The 17,186-nt window shown below is 71.5% G+C and carries 14 protein-coding genes; 7 read left to right on the forward strand and 7 right to left on the reverse strand.

The annotated features are described in order from the left end of the window. Positions 1-41: 41 nt before the first annotated feature. Together ACZ6I3_RS00480 and ACZ6I3_RS00485 are read right to left on the reverse strand one after the other, a co-directional pair. Positions 42-308: a protealysin inhibitor emfourin gene (locus ACZ6I3_RS00480; RefSeq protein WP_469410648.1), complete on the reverse strand. Its 267-nt coding sequence runs from the start codon at positions 306-308 to the stop codon at positions 42-44. A 20-nt stretch (positions 309-328) separates the two neighbouring features. Beyond that, positions 329-1,390 (reverse strand): M4 family metallopeptidase, encoded by a 1,062-nt coding sequence (locus ACZ6I3_RS00485; protein WP_468191668.1) that lies wholly within the window; start codon positions 1,388-1,390, stop codon positions 329-331. A 332-nt stretch (positions 1,391-1,722) separates the two neighbouring features. Here ACZ6I3_RS00485 and leuA point away from each other — a divergent pair, with 332 nt between their 5' ends. The 6 genes from leuA to ACZ6I3_RS00515 all read left to right on the forward strand — a co-directional run bounded on the left by leuA (position 1,723) and on the right by ACZ6I3_RS00515 (position 9,679). After that, positions 1,723-3,444 carry a 2-isopropylmalate synthase gene (leuA, locus tag ACZ6I3_RS00490; protein WP_469410649.1) on the forward strand — a complete coding sequence of 574 codons (1,722 nt, stop codon included), beginning with the start codon at positions 1,723-1,725 and terminating at the stop codon, positions 3,442-3,444. A gap of 186 nt (positions 3,445-3,630) precedes the next feature. Then, the gene (locus ACZ6I3_RS00495; RefSeq protein ID WP_469410650.1) at positions 3,631-4,329 is read left to right on the forward strand and encodes a tellurite resistance TerB family protein; all 699 of its coding nucleotides are present in this window, start codon (positions 3,631-3,633) and stop codon (positions 4,327-4,329) included. Positions 4,330-4,476: 147 nt separating this feature from the next. Beyond that, a complete protein-coding gene (locus ACZ6I3_RS00500; protein ID WP_469410651.1) occupies positions 4,477-6,573 on the forward strand; it encodes an MMPL family transporter in 2,097 nt (698 codons plus the stop codon). Positions 6,574-6,587: 14 nt separating this feature from the next. Beyond that, positions 6,588-7,796, forward strand: a complete 1,209-nt coding sequence (locus ACZ6I3_RS00505) for a sensor histidine kinase (protein ID WP_469410652.1) — start codon at positions 6,588-6,590, stop codon at positions 7,794-7,796. After that, positions 7,793-8,455, forward strand: a complete 663-nt coding sequence (locus tag ACZ6I3_RS00510) for a response regulator transcription factor (protein ID WP_469410653.1) — start codon at positions 7,793-7,795, stop codon at positions 8,453-8,455. Before ACZ6I3_RS00505 ends, ACZ6I3_RS00510 begins: the two co-directional genes overlap by 4 nt. 39 nt (positions 8,456-8,494) lie before the next feature. Beyond that, positions 8,495-9,679 (forward strand): sialidase family protein, encoded by a 1,185-nt coding sequence (locus ACZ6I3_RS00515; RefSeq protein WP_469410654.1) that lies wholly within the window; start codon positions 8,495-8,497, stop codon positions 9,677-9,679. Here the strand turns inward: ACZ6I3_RS00515 and ACZ6I3_RS00520 are convergent. The 5 genes from ACZ6I3_RS00520 to ACZ6I3_RS00540 are packed head-to-tail and all read right to left on the reverse strand — an operon-like array spanning position 9,676 to position 16,186. Beyond that, complete coding sequence (locus tag ACZ6I3_RS00520) at positions 9,676-10,608, reverse strand: dihydrodipicolinate synthase family protein (protein WP_469410655.1); 933 nt, start codon at positions 10,606-10,608, stop codon at positions 9,676-9,678. The two genes, ACZ6I3_RS00515 and ACZ6I3_RS00520, sit on opposite strands and share 4 nt — an antisense overlap. Then, positions 10,605-11,624, reverse strand: a complete 1,020-nt coding sequence (locus ACZ6I3_RS00525) for an oligopeptide/dipeptide ABC transporter ATP-binding protein (protein WP_469410656.1) — start codon at positions 11,622-11,624, stop codon at positions 10,605-10,607. The genes ACZ6I3_RS00520 and ACZ6I3_RS00525 overlap by 4 nt, the downstream gene beginning before the upstream one ends. Next, positions 11,621-13,594: a dipeptide/oligopeptide/nickel ABC transporter permease/ATP-binding protein gene (locus tag ACZ6I3_RS00530; protein WP_469410657.1), complete on the reverse strand. Its 1,974-nt coding sequence runs from the start codon at positions 13,592-13,594 to the stop codon at positions 11,621-11,623. Before ACZ6I3_RS00530 ends, ACZ6I3_RS00525 begins: the two co-directional genes overlap by 4 nt. Further along, positions 13,591-14,553, reverse strand: coding sequence for an ABC transporter permease (locus tag ACZ6I3_RS00535; RefSeq protein ID WP_469410658.1), 963 nt, complete (start codon positions 14,551-14,553; stop codon positions 13,591-13,593). The genes ACZ6I3_RS00530 and ACZ6I3_RS00535 overlap by 4 nt, the downstream gene beginning before the upstream one ends. A gap of 4 nt (positions 14,554-14,557) precedes the next feature. Further along, a complete protein-coding gene (locus tag ACZ6I3_RS00540) occupies positions 14,558-16,186 on the reverse strand; it encodes an ABC transporter substrate-binding protein (protein ID WP_469410659.1) in 1,629 nt (542 codons plus the stop codon). Between the two features lie 243 nt (positions 16,187-16,429). On the opposite strand from ACZ6I3_RS00540, the gene ACZ6I3_RS00545 reads away from it, so the two are divergent. Then, complete coding sequence (locus tag ACZ6I3_RS00545) at positions 16,430-17,152, forward strand: FadR/GntR family transcriptional regulator (protein ID WP_469411649.1); 723 nt, start codon at positions 16,430-16,432, stop codon at positions 17,150-17,152. Positions 17,153-17,186 lie beyond the last annotated feature (34 nt).

Raw genomic sequence — 17,186 nt, forward strand, 5'->3', positions numbered from 1 at the left:
CCAGTGGTAACTCACGTCAACAGGCCGCCGCCCAGGACCTGTTAAGCCCCCTCCTTCAGCACCCGCGAGATCAGCTTGCGCTGCTCGTCCGTCAGCCGGGGGTCGGAGCAGTAGACGGTCTTGTCGTCCACCGTGATCTGGTAGCTGAAACCGTCCGGCACCCCGACCGGCGGAGTGCCCCGGCCGGCGGCCACCGCCTGCTCGGCCAGGGCGTGCCACTCGGCGGCATCCGGGCGGCCCGAGGTGTCCACCTCGGCAAACCGCTCGATGCCCGCGAACCCGCCTGTGCGCCTCACCTGAATCCGCATGGCACCTGTCTAGTACGGAACTACAGGGTCCGCACCCCGACCTGCTCCCAGGCCTTCGACACGGCGTCCAGCTCCTCCCCGTCGCCGAAGCGCTCCCGGGCGGCCTTGACGGTGAGCGTGGCGAAGTCGGTGAACATCGCCTTCTCCTTCAGCTCGCCGCCGGTCAGCACGTCGTACCAGACCTGTCCCGCGCGCTCCCAGGCATGGCCGCCGAGGGCCGTGGCCGCGAGGTAGAAGGCGTGGTTGGGGATGCCCGAGTTGATGTGGACACCGCCGTTGTCGCGGCCGGTGCGGACGAAGTCGTCCATGGTCGCGGGCTGCGGGTCCTTGCCGAGGACGTCGTCGTCGTACGCCGTGCCCGGCTCCTTCATGGAGCGCAGCGCCACGCCCGTCACCCGCGGGGCGAGCAGGCCCGCGCCGATCAGCCAGTCGGCCTCGGCGGCGGTCTGGCCGAGCGTGTACTGCTTGATCAGCGCGCCGAAGACGTCCGACACGGACTCGTTCAGCGCGCCGGGCTGGCCGAAGTAGGTGAGGTTCGCGGTGTACTGCGTGACGCCGTGGACGAGTTCGTGGCCGATGACGTCGATCGGGATGGTGAAGTCGAGGAAGATCTCCCCGTCGCCGTCCCCGAAGACCATCTGCTCGCCGTTCCAGAAGGCGTTGTTGTAGTCGCGGTCGTAGTGCACGGTCGCGTCCAGCGGCAGGCCGTTCCCGTCGATCGAGTCGCGCTGGTACGCCGTGAGGAGCAGCTCGAAGGTGGCGCCGAGACCGGCGTAGGCGCGGTTGACCGTGGCGTCCTTGCCGGGCTTGTCGCCCTCGCCGCGGACCTTGTGTCCGGGCAGGTCGGTGCCGTGCCGGGCGTCGTGGACCGTGCGCTGCGGCTTGCCGTCGGCGACCGAGGCGACGGCGCTCGCGCCGAGGACCGTGGTGAGGCGGCGCTGGGTGCGCTCGAAGGCGTCGCGCTGCAGGGTGCGGCGGGCGGGTCCGGCCAGCGCGGGGTCCTCGGCCTGGGAGAGCTTGTCGAGGACATGGGGCGGAACGATGGTGCAGAAGACGGGCTCGAAGCCCCCGTGAGTCGTCATGACCGGCACCCTTGCACTGCGTGACGAAGCTGTCACTAGTCGCCACCATGATTGGTGAAATACGCGGACAAGCGACTTCACGCTCCGTGGCTGAGTGGTATAGCGAAGTGGCATAGCGCACTTTTTGTCCCGAATGTGCGCCCGGTCCCGCATACTGATACGGATCCGCACACCTGGAGGGCCTCGGCTAGCATGCTGCGCATCATGCGTTTCGGGCTGCTTCTCCTTAGCTGCCGCGGCGAGGGCCTGTAGTCGAGGCCGACCCCCTCCCCGCGGAGCTTGGTGCTGCGTCGTCGGCCGTCCATCCGGACATCCTGAGGAGCCCCCGCATCATGGCGAACCGCCAGCAGCCCAGCACCATGCCGATCCACAAGTACGGCCGCTACGAGCAGGTCGACATCCCGGACCGCACCTGGCCGGCCAACCGGATCACCACCGCCCCCCGCTGGCTCTCCACCGACCTGCGCGACGGCAACCAGGCGCTGATCGACCCCATGTCGCCCGCCCGCAAGCGCGCCATGTTCGATCTGCTGGTCACCATGGGCTACAAGGAGATCGAGGTCGGCTTCCCGGCCTCCGGCCAGACCGACTTCGACTTCGTGCGCTCCATCATCGAGGAGCCGGGCGCGATCCCCGACGACGTCACCATCTCCGTACTGACCCAGGCCCGCGAGGACCTGATCGAGCGGACCGTGGAGTCCCTGAAGGGCGCCAAGCGCGCCACGGTGCACCTGTACAACGCGACGGCCCCCGTCTTCCGCCGGGTCGTCTTCCGCGGCTCCAAGGACGACATCAAGCAGATCGCGATCGACGGCACACGGCTGGTCATGGAGTACGCGGAGAAGCTGCTGGACCCGGAGACGGAGTTCGGCTACCAGTACAGCCCGGAGATCTTCACGGACACCGAGCTGGACTTCGCGCTGGAGGTCTGCGAGGCGGTCATGGACGTCTGGCAGCCCGGCCCGGGCCGCGAGATCATCCTCAACCTGCCGGCGACCGTCGAGCGCTCCACCCCCTCCACGCACGCCGACCGCTTCGAGTGGATGGGCCGCAACCTCACCCGCCGCGAGCACGTCGTGCTGTCCATCCACCCGCACAACGACCGCGGCACCGCCGTCGCCGCCGCCGAGCTGGCCCTGATGGCCGGCGCCGACCGCGTCGAGGGCTGCCTGTTCGGGCAGGGCGAGCGCACCGGCAACGTCGACCTGGTCACCCTGGGCATGAACCTCTTCTCCCAGGGCGTCGACCCGCAGATCGACTTCTCCGACATCGACGAGATCCGTCGTACGTGGGAGTACTGCAACCAGATGGAGGTCCACCCGCGCCACCCGTACGTGGGCGACCTGGTCTACACGTCCTTCTCCGGCTCCCACCAGGACGCCATCAAGAAGGGCTTCGACGCCATGGAGGCCGACGCGGCAGCTCGCGGGGTCACGGTCGACGACATCGAGTGGGCGGTGCCCTACCTGCCGATCGACCCGAAGGACGTCGGCCGCTCCTACGAGGCGGTCATCCGGGTCAACTCGCAGTCCGGCAAGGGCGGTATCGCGTACGTCCTGAAGGACGGCCACAGCCTGGACCTGCCGCGCCGTATGCAGGTCGAGTTCTCCAAGGTCATCCAGGCCAAGACGGACGCCGAGGGCGGCGAGGTCACGCCGAAGGACATCTGGGCGGCCTTCCAGGACGAGTACCTGCCCAACCCCGGGAACCCGTGGGGCCGGATCCAGGTCAAGAACAACCAGTCGACCACCGACACCGACGGCGTGGACACGCTGAAGGTGGAGGCCACGGTCGACGGCCAGGACACCGTGCTCACCGGCTCGGGCAACGGCCCGATCTCGGCCTTCTTCGACGCCCTGCAGTCCGTCGGCATCGACGTGCGCCTGCTGGACTACCAGGAGCACACGATGAGCGAGGGTGCCTCCGCGCAGGCCGCCTCCTACATCGAATGCGCGATCGACGACAAGGTTCTGTGGGGGATCGGAATCGACGCGAACACCACGCGCGCCTCCCTGAAGGCGGTCGTCTCGGCCGTCAACCGCGCGACGCGCTGACCAGTCGTAACGGGGATTGTGGGGCTCTGCCCGCCGTTGTCCGGCGGGTGGAGCCCCGTCACATACCGGCCAATCCCTGTGAGGGTCACGGAAAGGTCTCCTCCAGGGTGCTGACTCCTCCTCATGGATGTGGCTAACATCACGCAAGCGCGGCGACGCTGCCGTGCGGCGTGACGGAGGTGCGACGTGCTGCCAGGACGGGGACGAAACGGCCATGCCGCCAGGTTTTCCAGCATCCTGGGCACCCGTATCGCATGGACGGCCGCCGGCGACGGGGAGTTCTTCTGCCCCGGCTGCGGCGGCGACCGCAACTACCAGCGGCTGACCGGACAGCGCCGCTTCACCCTGCTCGGCCTGCCCGTGCTGCCGCGCGGCGAGACCGGCCCGGTCGTGGAGTGCGCGGCCTGCCGCCGCCACTTCGGCACGGACGTCCTCGACCATCCGACGACCACCCGCTTCTCCGCGATGCTCCGCGACGCCGTGCACACCGTCGCCCTCGCGGTACTGGCAGCGGGCGGTGCCGGGTCCCGTGCGGCACTGGAGGCCGCCGTGCCGGCCGTGCGCGCGGCCGGCTTCGACGACTGCACGGAGGAACAGCTCGCCGCCCTCGTCGAGGCGCTGGAGGCCGACACCGGCCGGATCACCGGCGAGCCCTGCGGTGCCGGGCTGGCCATAGAGCTGCACGAGGCCCTGGACCCGCTCGCCCCGCATCTCGCCACCGTCGGCCGTGAGTCGATCCTGCTCCAGGGCGCCCGCATCGCCCTGGCGGACGGGCCGTACACCCCGGCCGAGCGGGACGTCCTCGCGACGGTGGGGGCGGCGCTGACCATCTGCTCGGACGATGTGACCCGGCTGCTGGCGGCGGCCGCGCGTACGCCCTCGTGAAGCGCCCGTTACTCCCCGGGGAGTAATCCACCGCCCGGACCACCCCTCGCAGTAGCCCCCGGCTCGACCTCACGCCCGACGAATCGGCCCCCGCGCGCCGGGAGTCTGGAGAGCGTTCCAGACACCCGACCGGAGGGAGCCGGACAGATGGGGGCTGTGAAAGCACGTACGGGGCGACGGCGGGTCGTGCCCTGGGCGGTGGTCGGGCTGTGGCTGGCCGCGCTCGTCCTGCTCGGGCCGCTCGCCGGGAAGTTCGCCGATATCCAGCAGAACCGCGCGGTCGACTACCTGCCCGACAGCGCCGACTCCACCCAGGTGGCCCGGATCCAGGACCGGCTGCCCGGCGGGGAGTCGACCGACCTGGTGCTCGTCTACCACCGGGACGGCGGCCTGACCGACGCCGACCGGCGCACCGCCGCCGAGCAGGTCGCCGAGGTGAGCGGTGCCCACGACCTGACGGGCGGCGAGGCGCGGGGCGTTCCGTCCCAGGACGGCTCCACCCTGATGTACCCGGTCTCCAGCACCCAGCCGGGGCAGGACGAGGAGGCCCGGGACGCCTTCGTCGACGGGGTGCGCGACATCGCCGAGGGCGGCGGCGGGCTGAGTGCCGAGGTCGGCGGTCCCGGAGCGCTGAACACCGACATGAACAAGGTGTTCGGGACGCTCGACGCCACCCTGCTGCTCGCCACCCTCGGCGTCGTCACCGTGCTGCTCATCCTCATCTACCGCAGCCCCTTCCTGTGGCTGGTCCCGCTCGGCGTCGCGGGCGTCGCCGCCGCCACGGCGATGGCGGCCGGATACGGACTCCACGAACTGTTCGACGTCACCGTCACCGGCCAGAGCGGCGGCGTGATGACCGTGCTCGTGCTCGGCGCCGGCACCGACTACGCGCTGCTGATCGTCTCCCGCTACCGCGAGGAACTGCGGCGCCACGAGCGGCCGTACGACGCCATGCGCGCCGCCCTGCGCGGCTGCGGTCCGGCGGTCCTCGCCTCCTCGGGCACCGTCGCGGCCGGGCTGCTGTGCCTGCTCGCCGCCGACCTCAACAGCAGCAGCGGCATGGGGCCGGTCGGCATGGTCGGGGTGCTCGCCGCGCTGGTCGCCATGACGACCCTGCTGCCCGCGGTGCTGGTCCTGCTCGGGCGGCGCGTCTTCTGGCCGCTGATCCCCGCGTTCGGGAGCGAGCCGAGGGCCCGGCGGTCGCTGTTCGCCGCGATGGGCACCTCGGCGACGCGCCGGCCCGCCCTGGTACTGGTCGGCGGGGGCGTGCTGCTCGGCGCCCTCGCGCTCGGCACGCTCAATCTGTCCGGCAGCGTCAAGCAGGAGGACTCGTTCACCGAGCGGCCCGAGTCGATCACCGCGATGCGGACGCTGGCGCGGGAGTATCCCGAGCGCAGCAGCCGGCCCGTGACGGTCATGGCGCCCGAGGGACGGGCCGGGGCGGTGGCGGAGCGGGCCCGTGCGACCGACGGTGTCGCCGAGGTGGTTCCCGGGCGGAGTGGTTCCGGGTGGACGGAGATCGCCGTCTTCACGACCGCCGCGCCCGAGACGCCGGCGGAGACCCGGACCATCGAGGCGTTGCGGGCCGGGCTGGATCCTAGGGGCGCGTATGTCGGCGGGCCCAGCGCCCAGCAGATCGACCTGGCCGACAGCGAGTCCAGGGACCGCAAGGTGGTCGTGCCGTTGGTGCTCGTCGCCGTGTTCGTCATCCTGGTCGGCCTGTTGCGCAGCCTTGTCGCGCCGTTGCTGCTGCTGGCGGCGGTGGTCGCGGTGTGGGGTGCGGCGCTGGGCATCGGCGGGCTGGTGTTCGAGCCGGTGTTCGGGTTCGGCGGTACGGACGCGGGGCTCGGGTTGCTGTCCTTCGTGTTCCTGGTCGCGCTCGGTGTGGACTACGGCATCTTCCTGATGCACCGGATGCGGGAGGAGTCCGTGCGGGGGGCCGAGCCGGAGGCGGCCGCGTTGACCGCGTTGCGGACGACGGGCGGGGTGATCGCCTCCGCGGGGGTCGTGCTCGCGGCGACGTTCGCCGTGCTGACGACCTTGCCGATGGTCGCGCTGGTGGAACTCGGGTTCGTCATCGCTGTGGGGGTGCTGCTGGATACGTTCCTGGTGCGTACGTACTTGGTGACCACGGCGAGTGTGCCGTTGCGGCGGCGGGTCTGGTGGCCGGGGAGGCTCTCGCGTGCGCCGGAACCGGTCGCCGAGGCCGAGCCGGGGCGAGCGCGCACGCCCGCCCGCAGCTGACTGAGGATGTGACCGTGCAGGCACCCACCACCAGCAACCGGATCATCGCGGCGATCAACCGCGACCCCCTCACCGCCCCGCACGCCCTCCGCAACGACGCGCTGCTCGCGGTCGCCGCCGCCGCGGTCGCCGTCGCCCTCGGGCTGCTGGTCGACGACGGGCGCGGGCCCGACGCGCTGGGGTGGGTGCTGCTTCTCGCGTGCAACGTGCCGATCGTGTGGCGGCGGCGTCGGCCGTTGCTCGCGCTCCTCGGGGTCGTGGCCTGTGTCGCCCCGTACCACGCCCTCGACAACCCCCACTCCGCGCCGACCCCGGCCACGTACATCGCGCTCTACACCGTCGCCGTCACCGGCCGTCCGCTGCGTGCCGTTCTGGTCGGGGCCGGTGTCCTCACCCTCTCGACCAGCGTGATGCTCACCATCAACGCCCACGAGGCCCTGCGGATGCTGCAGATCTCGGGCTGGGTCGTCGCCGTGCTGTTCTGCGGCGTCGACGTGCGGTTCTACCGCCAGTACGTCGCCTCCATCGTGGAGCGGGCCGAACGGGCCGAACGGACAAGGGAGGAGGAAGCCCGGCGGCGGGTCGCCGAGGAGCGGCTTCGGATCGCCCGGGACCTGCACGACCTGCTCGCCCACAGCATCACCCTCATCGGTGTGCAGACCTCCGTCGCCGCCCATGTGCTGTCCGCCGACCCCGAGCGGCTCGACCGGGAGACGGTCGCCAAGGCCCTCGACGACATCGCCGAGACCTGCCGCAGCGCCCGCGGCGAACTCCGTACGACGCTGGAGGTGCTGCGCGAGCACGGCCCGCCGGAGGCCCGCGGCCCGCTGCCCGGACTCGACGGCCTGCCCGACCTCGCGGAGGCCGCACGGCTGGCCGGTGCCCGGGTCGAGCAGACCGTACGGATACGGCAGGCACCGCCCGCCGTCGGCGCCGCCGCCTACCGCATCGTGCAGGAGGCCCTGACGAACGCGGTCCGGCACGCGGGACCCGGCGTCTCGGTCCGGGTGGAGCTGGACGAGCGGCAGGGCGCCCTGCAGCTGTCGGTCAGCGACGACGGCACCGGACCCGCCCCGGGCGGCACCCCGGGCTTCGGGCTCGTCGGAATGCGCGAGCGGGCCCGCAGCGTGGGTGGCACACTCGACGCCGGACCGCGTGCCGGGGGCGGGTTCGAGGTGACCGCCGTCCTGCCGCTGACGATGACGGGGGAGAGAGCCGGATGACCGTCCGAGTGCTGCTCGCGGACGACCAGACCCTGGTGCGCGAGGCGTTCGCCATGCTCGTGGAGTCGGCCCGTGACATGGAGGTCGTCGGCCAGGCCGCCACCGGCCGCCAGGCCGTGGAACTGGCCCGCACCGGGCGCGCCGACCTCGTGCTGATGGACATCCGCATGCCCGACCTGGACGGCATCGAGGCGACCCGGCTCATCGCGGCCGACGACGACCTCGCGGGCGTCCGCGTCCTGGTCCTCACCACCTACGACACCGACGAGCACATCGTGGACGCCCTGCGCGCCGGCGCCTCCGGGTTCCTGGTCAAGGACACCAGGCCGGCCGAACTCCTCGACGCCATCCGCACGGTCGCGGCCGGAGACTCCCTGCTGTCGCCCGGGCCCACGGCACGGCTGATCGAGCGGTTCCTGCGCAGCCCCTCGGCACCGGCGACCGGCGGGCCCGAGTGTCTGTCCGAGCGCGAGCGGGAGGTGCTCGGCCTGGTCGGGCGCGGCCTCAACAACACCGAGATCGCCGAGGTGCTGGGCCTGAGCCCGCTGACCGCGAAGACCCACGTCAGCCGCATCATGGGCAAGCTGGCGGCGCGGGACCGGGCGCAGTTGGTCATCGTGGCGTACGAGTCGGGGATCGTGACACCGGGGAGTATCTGACGGACAGGCACCTTCCGACTCCCCCGTTTCAGGAGCAGGATGAGACTCGTCAGCCGCACCCTCCTCGTCACCACGGTCCTCCTCACCCCTCTCACCGCGACGGCCGCCGCCTCGGCCACCCCCGGCTGCACGTCCTCCGTCCCGTACGTCTCGGGCGAGGGCGGCTACGACACGTACCGCATCCCCGCCGCCGTCACCACGCGCGAGAACACCGTCCTCGCCTTCGCCGAGGGCAGACGCGGCGGCGCGGGGGACACCGGCGCCATCGACATCGTCCTCAGGCGCTCGACGGACGGCGGCTGCACCTGGGGACCGCTCACCGTCGTCGCCGCCGGGAAGGGCGACACCCGGGGCAACCCGGCACCCGTCGTCGACCCGCGCACCGGCGCGGTCGTGCTCCTCACCTCCTACAACAGCGGCAAGGTGACGGAGGCCCAGATCATGCGGGGCGAGGTCACGCCCGAGCAGAGCCGCCGCGTGTTCGTGCAGCACAGCCGGGACGACGGCCGGCACTTCACCGCACCCCGCGAGATCACCGCCCAGGTGAAGCGCCCGGCCTGGCGCTGGTACGCGACCGGCCCCGGCCATGCGATCGCCCTCACCCGGGGCCCGTACGCGGGCCGGCTGGTCGTCCCCGCCAACCACTCGGCGGCACCGCCCGCCGGTTCCCCGGACACCGGCCAGGAGCCCCGCTACTACGGCGCCCACGCGCTCCTCAGCGACGACGGCGGCAGGACCTGGCGCCTGGGCTTCGTCGACGACTCCTACGACGGCGTGAACAACGCCAACGAGTCGATCGCCGCCCAGCTCCCCGACGGCAGGGTCTACTTCAACGCGCGCGACCAGCACGGCACGAGCCCCGGCAACCGCCTCGACAGCCGTTCGCGCGACGGCGGCCGGTCCCTGGAGCGGCCCTACACCGTGCAGCCCGCGCTGAACGACGTCCCGGTCGTCCAGGGCAGCGTCCTGCAACTCTCCGGGAAGCGGGGACCGTTGTTGTTCTCCGGACCGTCCGTCCCCACCGCGCGCCGGGCGATGGCCGTATGGCGCAGTACCGACGGCGGCGCCACGTTCACCAAGGCCCTGACGCTCTCCCAGCAGCCCGCGGCCTACTCCGATCTGGTGCCGCTCGGCCGGAAGACGGTGGGGATCCTCTACGAGACGGGGGTCCAGGGGACCTACGAGACGATCGAGTTCCGCCGCCTCCCCGTCGGTGACCTCTAGAGCAGCCCGGCCGCCGCCAGGTACTTCCCGACCCGTTCCACCTCGTCCGGCGACAGCGGCACCTGGGGCTCCGCAGTCGCCGGGCAGTCGATCACGCCCCGCAGGTGCAGCGCGGCCTTGAAGGCGCCGATCGCCGAGGAACCGGGGCCCATCCGGGCCGGGTCGCCGACGCCCACCATGCCGAACAGGGCGCACAGCCGCTCCTGTTCGGCACGGGCCTCCGCCCAGTCCCCGGAGCGGCAGAGCCTGTCCAGGCGGACGTAGCCGTGCGGGTCGACATTGCCGAGGCCGGGCACCGCCCCGTCCGCGCCGAGCGCGAGCGCCGCGTCGACGATCAGCTCCGAGCCGGTCAGCACGCTGAAGCCGCTGATGCCCTGGCGGTCCCGGGCGCCGGTCAGGACCTGGCGGAAGGCGGCCAGGTCCCCGCTGGAGTCCTTGAGTCCGGCCAGGACACCGTCGGCGGCCAGTTCCAGGACCACGTCCGTGGGCAGCTTCGTGTGGACGGCGACGGGAAGGTCGTAGGCGATGACCGGGACCGGGCTGCCGGCCGCGACGGCGCGGTAGTGGCGGGCGATCTCCGCCGGGTGGGTGCGGGCGTAGAACGGGGCGGTGACGACGACCGCGTCCGCTCCGGCCGCCGTGACCGACGCGACATGGTCCAGGACCCGGGCCGTCGTCATGTCGATCGCCCCGGCCAGCACCGGGAGCTGTCCGCCCACGTGCGCCGCGACCGACTCGACCACCAGCCTGCGCTGCCGGTCCGGCAGATACGCCGCCTCGGACGTCGAGCCGAGCACGAACAGTCCGCTCACCCCGCCGGCGACCAGATGGTCGACCAGTCTGAGCAGCGAGGGGACGTCCACCTCGCGGTCCGGTGTCAGGGGCGTGCACACGGGCGGGATGACACCGGTCAGCGGGGTGAGGGTCATGGAGCCTCCATCGGGGCGCGTCGGTGGACGAGGTCGCGGGTCGACTCGTCCTCCTGGACAGGATGGTGGCAGCGGAAGCGGTGCCCGGGGGCCGACGCGGCCGAGAAGTCCGGCATAGCCGACGCGCACGTCCCGTCCGCCTTCCAGCAGCGCGTCCGGAACGGGCAGCCGCTCGGCGGACGGGTCGCCGACGGCACCGGACCGACCAGCGGGATCGGGTCGATCGGGTCGAGCAGACCGGGCGTGGCGGAGAACAGGGCGCGGGTGTACGGGTGCCGGGCCCGGTCGGTGACCAGGGCGGCCGGGGACTCCTCCACGATCCGGCCCAGGTACATGGTGATCACACGGTCACTCATCCGCCGTACCGTCTGGATGTCGTGCGAGACGAACACCAGGGCCAGCCCCAGGCGTTCCTTCAGATCCAGCAGGAGATTGAGGATCTGCGCCCGGACCGACACGTCCAGGGCACTCGTCGGCTCGTCCGCCACGACCAGGTCCGGGTCCAGTGCCAGCGCCCGGGCGATCGCCACGCGCTGCCGCTGCCCGCCCGACAACTGGCCCGGCAGGGCGTCGGCGAGGGCCCGGGGGAGACCGACGAGGGACATCAACTCCCGGACCCGGTCCTCGCGACTGCTTCTGGTGCCCCGGTCGTGCACGTCCAGCGGGTCCCGCAGGATCTGCCGGACGGGCAGGCGGCGGTTCAGGGCCGTCGACGGGTCCTGGAAGATCATGCCGGTACTGCCGCCGACGGCCCGGCGGCGCTCCCCGGCCGGCATCGCCCACAGGTCCCGGCCCCGGAACGACACCGTCCCCCGCGTCGGCCGTTCCACCCCCACCAGCACCTTCGCCAGCGTCGACTTCCCGCAGCCCGACTCGCCGACCACGCCGATGGTCTCGCCGGGCGCGATGGCCAGGTCGGCGCCGGTCAGGGCGTACACCCGGTCCCGGGTGAACAGGCCGCCGCTGCGGGCCTTGTGGACGACGTGAGCATCCGCCAACTCCACGAGCGCGCTCATGACACCGCCTCGGTCTCGGTGGCCGACAGCTCTATGGCCGGGTGATGGCAGGCCGCCGTGTGCGCCTCGGGGCCGGCCAGGACCGGAGCCGTCGTACGGCAGACCTCGCTCGCGCGCGGGCACCGGTCCGCGAACCGGCAGCCCGCCGGGAAGTCGGCCGGGGACGGCACGACGCCCCTGATCTGCGTCATCCGCTCCTGCGCCGACTCCAGCGACAGCACACTGCCCAGCAGGCCGCGCGTGTAGTGGTGGGCGGGTGCCTCCACCAGGTCGGCGGTCACGCCCGTCTCCACGATCTGCCCGCCGTACATCACCACCACCCGGTCGGTGACGTCCGCGATCAGCGCCAGGTCGTGCGAGACGAGGATCAGCGCGAAGCCCAGCTCCTCGCGCAGCCGCAGCAGCAGCTCTATGACCTGGGCCTGCACGGTGACGTCGAGGGCGGTCGTCGGCTCGTCGGCGACGATCAGCTTGGGGTCGCGGGACAGGGCCATGGCGATCAGGACGCGCTGGCGCTGTCCGCCGGACAGTTCGTGCGGGTAGCTGCGCAGGGTGCGTTCGGGGTCGAGGCCGACCATCGTCAGCAACTCGGCCGGACTGCGCCGCCCGCCGCGCCGGACGACCTGCCCCAGCTGGGCGCGGATCGTCATCGCCGGGTTCAGCGACGACAGCGCGTCCTGGTAGATCATCGCCATCTCGTGGCCCAGCAGCTTGCGGCGTACGCGCATCGGCTCGGCGATCAGGTCCCGTTGGTGGAAGCGGACCTGTCCGCTGACGCGCGCCCCTTTCGGCTGGAGGCCCATGACCGCCAACGCCGTCAGCGACTTGCCGCAGCCCGACTCGCCGACCAGGCCCAGCACCTCACCGGGATGCACCTCGAAGCTGATGCCGTCCACGATGTCCACGCCGCCGTGCCGCCGGTCGAAGCCGATGGCGAGGTTCTCCACCGCGAGCACGGGCTGACCGCCCCGGGGCAGCCGGCGGGCCCGGGCCCGCAGCCGCCGGGCCGCCTCCGCCAGTCCGGGCAGTTGTACGACCTCCCCGGTGCCGGGCTCCGGCGCCTCCAGCCGGTCCTCGCCGGGCGCGTCCACCTCCCGCGCCGACGGGGCCGCCCAGGCGTCGGACACGCCCTCGGACAGGATGTTCAGGGACAGTACCGTGACCAGCATCAGCAGCCCGGGGAACACGGTCGCCCACCAGCCGCCGGTCAGCACCATGTTCTTGCCGTCCGCGATGACACTGCCCCAGGACGGGTCGGGCGGCCGGACACCCGCCCCGATGAAGGACAGCGACGCCTCGAAGACCACCGCCTCGGCGACCTGGACCGTGCAGAACACCAGCACCGGCGCGGCACAGTTGATCGCCACGTGCTTCAGCACGATGTGCGGGGTCCGGGCGCCGATCACCCGTTCCGCCGTCACATAGTCCTCGCCGTACTGGTCGAGGACGTTCGCCCGGACCACCCGTGCCACCGGCGGGGTGAACAGGAACGCGATCGCGCAGATCAGCACCGTGATGCCACCGCCGAACACCGCCACCAGCACGGCGGCCAGCGCGATGCCCGGGAACGCCATCACCACGTCCAGACAGCGCATCAGCGTCTCGTCGACCGCCTTGCGCGAGGTGGCGGCGATCGCCCCGAGCAGCGCACCGACCACCAGCGCCAGACCGGTGGCGCCGAGCCCGATCGCGAGCGACCAGCGCGCCCCGTACATCAGCCGGCTGAGGATGTCCCTGCCGAGGCTGTCCTGGCCCATCCAGTGCGCGGCGGACGGATGCCCGGTGCCGTCGACCGGCGGCTGCTGGTCGAACGGGTCGTGCGGGGCGAGGACCGGCGCGAGCAGCGCCATCAGGACGACGACCGCCAGGAAGCAGACGGCGACCTTCGACAGCAACGGCAGCCGGCGCAGGCCGCGCAGCCGTACGCCGGGCCGGGACAGCGCCTCGGAGAGACTCTTGCGGGTCATCATGTGGTCGCATCCCTCAGTCGCGGGTTGACCAGCAGGTAGAGGACGTCGATGACGAGGTTCACGACGACGAACCCGGCCGCCGTGGTCAGGACGACGCCCTGGACGACGGCCGGATCGCCGTTCTTCACGGCGTCGATCATCAGCTTGCCCATGCCGGGCAGCGAGAAGATCGTCTCGATGACGACCGCGCCGCCGAGGAGATAGCCGACCCGCAGCCCGAGCACGGTGAGGGGATTGATCAGGGCGTTCCGCAGCACGTTCCGCCCGACCACGACCCGGGGCGGCAGCCCGCTCCCGATCGCCGTCCGTACGTAGTCCTTGTCCAGCTCCTCCACCACGGCCGTCCGTACGATCCGGGTCAGCTGTGCCGCCACCGGCAGGGAGAGGGCGAGGGCGGGGAGCGTCATGGTCTTCAGCCAGCCGGTGAAGGAGTCGGCCGGGTTGATGTAGCCGCCGGTCGGGAACCAGCCCAGGTCGACGGCCAGGTACTGGATCATCAGCAGCGCCAGCCAGAAGCCGGGCGCGGCGACGCCGGTCAGCGACACGACCCGGATGATCTGGTCGGGCAGCCGGTCCCGGTAGATCGCCGCCGTCACACCACCGAGGAGGGACAGGACGACCGCGATGCCCAGGCCCAGGAAGGTCAGCTGGAGGGTGAGCGGCAGCGCGGTGGTGACCTGGTCGATCACCGGTGCCCGGGTCAGCGCGCTGGTGCCCATGTCGCCGTGCAGCACGTCGGCGACGAAGTCCACGTAGCGCACGGGCAGCGGGTCCAGCAGGCCGTGTTCCTCCCGGAAGTCGTGCAGCTGCCTCGGTGTCGGGTTGGCGCCCTGGAAGAACGCGGACGCCGGGTCGACGTCCGAGAACCGCATCACCAGGAACACGAACAGCACGATGCCGAGCATCAGCGGAACGAGCAGGGCGATGCGGCGGAGCAGGATCCGAAGAACAGCGGTCATACCGCTAGGCCCACTTGGCCTGGAGGAGGTTGATGCCGGGGTACGGCTGTGGCCTTATCCCGCTGAGCCGCTCGGGGTTCCAGGCCGTCATCAGCTCGTTGTGGACGACCGGGTAGAGCACGGCCTGTTCGGCGACGACGTCGATGTAGTCCTGGACCATCGCCGTCTTCTTCGCGGCGTCCGGCTCCCGGGTGGCCCGGTCCATGTCCCTGAAGAGCGCCTTGGCGACGGAGTTGCCCGCCCACCGGGTGTACTGCATCCAGAGGTTCTCGGGCCCGTAGTTGTAATGCATGATCAGATCGGCGTCGAGACCGAACTGGTTGGGGTTCGATGCCGCGGCGACGACCTGGTAGTCCTGCTTCTGGTCCATCTTGGTGAAGACGGCCGTGGTCTCCTGCGGCGACAGGGTCGTGCGGACGCCGATCGCGTCCCAGGAGGACTTGACGGTCGGCAGGCAGTCCACGATCCAGCTCACGTTCACGGCGAGGATCTCGATGCTCAGCCCCTTGACCCCGGCGGCCTTGAGCAGCGCCTTCGCCTTGTCCGGGTCGTAGTCGTAGACGGCCTTGGCCCGGCGGTAGGACGGGTTGCTCTCGTCGAGGAACGAGCTCGACGGCTTCCCGCGCCCCTTGAGCGCGACCTCCACCATCTTCTCGGTGTCGATGGCGTAGTGCAGGGCCTGGCGCACGCGTACGTCGTCGAAGGGCTTGTGCTTGGTGTTGAACATCAGGAACAGGTTGTTCATCCCGGCCCCGCCGGCGACCGTCAGACCGCCGCTCTCCAGCTGTCCGATGTTGGCGTACGGGATGTTGTCCGCGATCTGCGCCCCCGCGCTCGACCCCGAGATCTTCGCGACGCGGGGCGCGGCGTCCACGATCGTCAGCCAGTTCATCTTCCGGAAGGCGGGCTTGCGCGGCCCGTTGTAGCCGGCGAACGCCTCGAAGGTGGTGTTCGACTTGGGGTGGTGCGCGGTCTGCCGGTACGGTCCCGACCCGACGGCCAGCCCCTTGATGGCCTCGTCCCAGCCGCCCGGCTCGGAGAACACGTGCTTCGGCATGATCTTGGCGAGCGTCAGCCGGGAGAGCCCGTCCGGGAACGGGAACTTGAGCACCAGCTCCACGTTCCGCGCGTCGATCTTCCGGACCTCTTTCAGCCAGCTCGCGAAGAAGCCCTTGGCGAGGGTCTGGGTGTCCGGGTCGAGGATCCGCTCGAAGACGAACACGACATCGTCGGCGGTGACGGGCTTCCCGTCGTGGAACTTCGCACCGGCCCGCAGCGCGAACTTCCAGGACGTGCTGTCCGGGTCCTTCGGCACCTCGGTCGCCAGGGCCGCGTACGGCTCGCGAGAGATCGGATCCGTGTCGAGGAGCCCCTCGTAGATGTGGTTGTTGGCGGCCATGCAGAACGCGGAGGCCGTCTGGGTGGGGTCCCAGCTGCCGTCGTTGCCGTAGCCGATCACCGCGGTGAGCGTCCGGTCGGCGCCGTCGCCCCCGCCGGTCTCGTTGGTGGACTCCGGCCCGGACGAACAGGCCGACAGCGACGCGGAGACGGCGGCGGCCGCGCCCAGCGCGCCGGTGTACTTCAGGAACGTCCGGCGGTGCGGCGCCGGTACGTCGTGGGTCACGTCGCGCACGGGTCCTCCAGCGGAGAGGTGGGAAAGGTGCGAAGGGGAGGGGGAGATACGACGTCCTACGTCCTGCGGTCAGCGCGACCATAGGAGGGGGCGTGAGGGCGGTCAAGGGGTCGCACACGAATGGCGTAGCCGCCAGAGGTCGCACCAATGGTGCTGTGGGGCGGGGCAGTTGACGGACTATCAGGACAGGTCCGGGACCGGGTACCGCCAGAGGTGGGACGTGGGATGTCCGGGGCGCGTACGATGCGGCGCATGTCCGAGGAGCCCAGGACCAGCCGGATACAGCGCCAGGTCGTCCAGCTCATCCTCGACCGCAGACTCACCGCCGGCGCGCCGCTGCCCACCGAGGCCGAGCTGATGGAAGCCCTCGGTGTCAGCCGCAACTCCGTCCGCGAGGCCCTCAAGGCCCTCCAGGCCCTCGACATCGTCGAGATCAGACACGGCTACGGCACCTATGTCGGCAAGGCCTCCCTCACCCCCCTCGTCGACGGCCTGACCTTCCGCACGCTGGCCCGGCACGGCGACGACACCGGCGCCCTCGCCGAGATCCTCCAGGTCCGCGAGGTGCTGGAGGAGGGCCTGATCCGCCGGGTCGCCGCGACACTCACCGAGGCGGAACTGGACCACCTGGAGGGCGTGGTGACCCGCATGGAGTCCGCGGGCGCCACGGCCCGCACGGGCAGCACCCTTCCCGACCTCGACCGCGAGTTCCACGAGGCCCTGTACGCCTCCCTCGGCAACGCCCTCGTCCCGCAGCTCCTCGCCGCCTTCTGGACGGTCTTCCGGCGGGTCTCCGGCGCCCGCGGCTGGACCGACGACCCGACCCCCGAGATCACGGTCCGCCGCCACCGCGACATCGTCACCGCGCTGCGCGCCCGCGACGTGGAGGGCGCGCAACGGGCGATGGCGGTCCACTTCCGGGGGATCGAGGCGCGGGCCGCCGAGGAGTCGCGGGGGGTGGGCTGAATTCGCTCCCGGGCCGGCGGGCGCGGAGCATGAT

It is taken from the genome of Streptomyces sp. NPDC041940 (assembly GCF_055589465.1).